The 4,502-nt window shown below is 65.4% G+C and carries 6 protein-coding genes; 1 reads left to right on the forward strand and 5 read right to left on the reverse strand.

The annotated features are described in order from the left end of the window. The 5 genes from AB4Z46_RS35015 to AB4Z46_RS35035 all read right to left on the reverse strand — a co-directional run. Nucleotides 1-369, reverse strand: a 369-nt coding sequence (locus AB4Z46_RS35015) for a hypothetical protein (protein WP_442288155.1), incomplete at its 3' end; no start/stop codon positions are given. A gap of 186 nt (nt 370-555) precedes the next feature. Then, on the reverse strand, nt 556-678 hold the full coding sequence (locus AB4Z46_RS35020; protein WP_442288156.1) for a hypothetical protein: 123 nt from the start codon (nt 676-678) through the stop codon (nt 556-558). 16 nt (nt 679-694) lie between these two features. After that, a complete protein-coding gene (locus AB4Z46_RS35025; protein WP_442288157.1) occupies nt 695-985 on the reverse strand; it encodes a YciI family protein in 291 nt (96 codons plus the stop codon). A 75-nt stretch (nt 986-1,060) separates the two neighbouring features. Beyond that, nucleotides 1,061-1,852 carry an SOS response-associated peptidase gene (locus AB4Z46_RS35030; RefSeq protein WP_442288158.1) on the reverse strand — a complete coding sequence of 264 codons (792 nt, stop codon included), beginning with the start codon at nt 1,850-1,852 and terminating at the stop codon, nt 1,061-1,063. Continuing rightward, nucleotides 1,804-2,010, reverse strand: coding sequence for a hypothetical protein (locus AB4Z46_RS35035; protein ID WP_442288159.1), 207 nt, complete (start codon nt 2,008-2,010; stop codon nt 1,804-1,806). The genes AB4Z46_RS35030 and AB4Z46_RS35035 overlap by 49 nt, the downstream gene beginning before the upstream one ends. A 70-nt stretch (nt 2,011-2,080) precedes the next feature. Here AB4Z46_RS35035 and AB4Z46_RS35040 point away from each other — a divergent pair. Then, nucleotides 2,081-4,502 (forward strand): error-prone DNA polymerase (locus AB4Z46_RS35040; RefSeq protein WP_442288160.1); only part of this gene is annotated, 2,422 nt, incomplete at its 3' end.

Raw genomic sequence — 4,502 nt, forward strand, 5'->3', positions numbered from 1 at the left:
CGCTCTACTCGCGGCCTGCAAGGCCGCCGCCTGCGCGGCGTGCTTCTCGCCACGCGAGGGCCTGTGAGCCTTGCTAGCCCTGGCCTCCTTAGCCTCCTTGGGCTCCTTTTTTTCCTTGGGCTTCTCTTTGGCCTGCGAGTGGTGCGTCCTCACCAGCTTGTCGATCGCCTTCGCCCTCGGCAGCTGCGATTTCGCTTGGCGCTTCGCACGCTCCTCCTTCAGCAGACGGCGCTCCTCGGACAGCTTCTGTTCGGCTTCGGACGGCTCATGGTCCGCCCCCAGCGAGTGGACACGGTCCATCGTCGCCTTGTGGAGCATCGCGCCGTTCCTCGCGATGCGGTGGGTCAGCGATGCGATGCGAATGGGCATGTTGCGATCCTCGTGGTGTGTGAAAGATCAATGTAGACCGACCTCCGCGTCCTGCCAATCGATTTGTGCGGCCTCGCCCCTGCGTCGCCAATCCGCTTCCGGCGTTGTGCCGCGAGTTCCAGCGAGATAAAAGCCAGTTCGATGTTGCCGGCCACGGGCTGGATGACGCCAGTTCCCTGGCGAACATCACGCAATGGAGACCACCGCCAGCGCCGCCGAGGCCCCCGCCATCGCCGCGGTCGCAAGGCAGGCCAAGAGCTTCCACTTGCGCGGCTCCAGGCCCTTGTGCAGGTGGAAGTAACTGGCCACCGCCTCGGCGGCCGAGCTATATGTCCTTCAACACCTCAGCGCCCGGTGCAGTCATGCTCGGCGAGAACTCGACGACTTCGGCGCGGGCGCATCCGCTCTTGACAAACGGGTCCTGCTCAAGGATGGCTTCGAGTGCGCGGCGGTCGCCTGAGCGAGCGAGGATCACGCCGCCCTTGCGCGGCACCTGCCGCCCTGACGCGATGAAGAGACCGCTGTTGTAGTGCTTCTTCAACCAGGTAACGTGCTTCGCCATAAGCGCATCAAGCTCCTCGAGCGGACGGATGTACGTCAAGGTGATGATGAACATGGGGACCTCGCTCTTCGACGTGAAGGATTGGCGCCTCCGTGAACTGTGCTCATCCGGCGACCAGTTCCGCTTGCTTCATAACAGCGGCGGTTCGTCAGCTCGCGACGTGATTGCTTTCGGCGATTTCAGTGGCACCGGTTGCGCCGTCATGGCCAGCCGCTCCGCCGGAAACTGCCTCATGAAGTCCATCGAGCACTCGGCCGGCGCGTCCAACCATTCGCCGTACTGCGCCTCCGGGAGGATCACGACCATGCGCTTGTCCTGCTTTTCCGGTGGACGCTTCAGGTCGGGCCGATGCATCTGTTTGAACAGGGGATGGTCGTCGGCGTTGACGGTGAGCATTGTGAAGCTGAGCTCCCACCGGGCTGTTTCCGGGTTCTTCCAGGGCGACCAGAGCCCGGCCACGCCGAGCGTCTCGTCGTTGGCCGCGGTGAAGCGCGTCGGGATGAACTTGCCCGTGCGCCAGTCCGGCTCATAGATCGCCTCGCAAGGCACGATGCAGTGGCGCGGCTTGGCCCAGGCGTTCCTGAAGCTTGCCAGCTCGCGGACCGTCTCTGTGCGCGCGTTGTACGTCTTGAGGCCGTACTTGGCGTCCCTGGCGAAGCCGGGCAACAGGCCGAAGTGCCCCTCGACGACCTCGAAGTTTGGCACCGCTTCATCGCCCGACTCGCGCTCGGGCGGCCGACGGATGAAGGGCGCCATCTGCGTCGGGTAGATGTGCAGGCCGCCGGGCGGCGGCTCCCAGCTCGGCGGCAGGTGGATGCCGAAGTGTTTCTCGATTTGCTTGCGGCGCTTCTCGGCCTGGTAGTGGCTGCACATCAGCGCATTTTGCTGGAGCCCGGCTCGTAGGCAACCGGGGCCAGCCACTCGACCGCGGCCGTCGCCGGCGGCAGGGCGCGCAGTCGCTCGTCCCTCCAGAGATCGCTCGCCAGCTCGTCGAGCTGCTCCGGATCGACCGTGCGCCAGCGCCGGTGCAGCTCGTGCGCACAGGCGGCGATCCAGATGTCGGTGGCAACGGGGTCCACAAGTGAACTGTACGTCTAACCAGTCTTTTTGCCTACGATTCCCCAGTTAAATACTGTATCTTTGTACAGTATGTCCGACATCCCACCGCCCTACGCAGAACTCTACTGCCGCTCCAACTACACCTTCCTGGTCGGCGCTTCCGAACCCGAGGAACTCGTCGAACGCGCAGCCGCCAAGCTCTACACCGCGATCGCCCTGACAGACGAATGCTCGGTTTCCGGCGTCGTGCGCGCGCACCTCGCGGCCCGCGAGTGCGGCATCCATTTCATCGTCGGCAGCGAGATCCTGCTGACCACCGCCGGCGGTCAGCCGTACGCGCGGATCGTCTTTCTCGCGCAGGACCGGCGCGGTTACGGCAACCTGTGCGAGGCGATCACGCTGGCCCGCCGCCGCGCCGAGAAGGGCCAATACCTCGCCCAGGTCATGGACTTCGAGGGCAAGACCGCCAAGGCACCGCACCTGGCGGGCCTCCCCGGCTGCATCGCCCTGCTGCTTCCGGATCCGGACGAGACAGTCGAGACCCTGTTCGCGAAAGCCATGTGGCTCAAGACCTGGTTCGACGGCCGCGCCTGGCTGCTGGAGCCGCGGCCGATGAACAACGACGACGAGCTGCGCTGCTGGATCATTGAACAGGTGGCTGACCTGACGACGCTCCGAATCGTGGCCACCGCCAGCCCCGTGATGCACACCCGCATGCGCAAGCCGCTGCAGGATGTGGTCACCGCCGTCCGCGTGGGCCGCCCGGTCAGCCAATGCGGCTTCGACCTCCAGCCGAATGCCCAGGCCTACCTGCGCGGGCGCGCCTTCTTGCGCCAGGCCTTTCCCGATGTGTGGATGCGCGAGACGATCGAGGTCGCGCGCCGATGCACGTTCAGCCTGGAAGAGTTGCGCTACGAGTACCCCGAGGAAATCGTGCCGCCCGGCGAGACCGCGGCCTCCTACCTCCGCAAATTGACCTACGCCGGCGCGGCCAAGCGCTTCCCTTCGATGCTGCCCGACAAGGTGCGCGCCCAGATCGAGCACGAGCTGGCGATCATCCGGCAGCTCGAGTACGAGGCCTACTTCCTGACGGTCGAGGACATCGTGCGCTGGGCGCGCGATCGCGGCATTCTGTGCCAGGGGCGCGGCTCGGCGGCCAACTCGGCGATCTGCTACTGCCTTCACGTGACCGAGGTGGATCCGGAGCGCATGAACGTGCTCTTCGAGCGATTTATCAGCGTGGAGCGCAAAGAGCCGCCCGACATCGACATCGACTTCGAGCACCAGCGACGTGAGGAGGTGATTCAGTACATCTACCGGAAGTACGGGCGCGACCGCGCGGCGCTGACGGGCGTCGTCATCGCCTACCGCAGCAAGTCGGCGATCCGCGATGTCGGAAAGGCGTTGGGCTTTGCGCTCGAGGTGGTGGATCGGCTCGCGAAGACCGCCTACGGCACCGACCAGCAGTGGATCAGCGAGGCGTGCCTGTTCGAGAACGAACTTGACCCGACGGATCAGCGGGTGCAGAAGTGGCTGCAACTCGCCTACGAGCTCCGCGACTTTCCGAGGCACTTGAGTCAACACCCGGGCGGCTTCGTGATCGCGCGCGACAAGCTCAGCCGCTTGGTGCCAGTGGAGAACGCCTCGATGGAGAACCGCAGCGTCGTGCAGTGGGACAAGAACGACCTCGATGCGCTGGGCCTGATCAAGGTCGACGTGCTCGCGCTGGGCATGCTGACCGCGATTCATCGCACGCTCGACCTCGTGGCGATGAAGCTCGGGCAGCCCTTCGGCATGCAGGAGGTGCCGGCGGAGGACCCGGCCACCTACGACATGATTTGCAAGGCCGACACGGTCGGCGTGTTCCAAATCGAAAGCCGCGCGCAGATGACGATGCTGCCGCGCATGCGGCCGAGGTGCTTTTACGACCTGGTCATCCAGGTGGCGATCGTGCGGCCGGGGCCGATCCAGGGCGGGATGGTGCATCCGTACCTGCGACGCCGCGCGGGCGAGGAAGCCGTGACCTATCCCAGCGACGAGATCAAGCAGGCGACCGAGCGCACCCTGGGCGTGCCGATCTTCCAGGAGCAGGTGATGCAGATCGCGATGCTCGCGGCCGATTTCACGGCCGGCGAGGCCGACCAGTTGCGCCGCGCGATGGGCGCATGGAGGAAGCGCGGCGGCTTGGAGGTCCATCAGCGTCGGCTGGTCGATCGGATGACCCAGAAAGGCTACACCGCCGAGTTCGCGGGACAGATTGCCAAGCAGGTCGAGGGCTTCAGCTCCTATGGCTTTCCCGAGAGCCATGCGGCGAGTTTTGCACTGCTGGTCTACGTGTCCTGCTATCTCAAGCGGCACTATCCGGATGCCTTCCTCTCGGCCTTGCTGAACAGCCAGCCGATGGGCTTCTATGCGCCCGCGCAGCTCGTGCGGGACGCGCGCGAGCATGGCGTCGTCGTGCGGCCGGTCGACGTCACGATCAGCGACTGGTTCAGCACGCTCGAGGAGGACG

This window comes from Variovorax sp. M-6, assembly GCF_052114385.1.
Lineage (GTDB): Bacteria > Pseudomonadota > Gammaproteobacteria > Burkholderiales > Burkholderiaceae_C > Variovorax.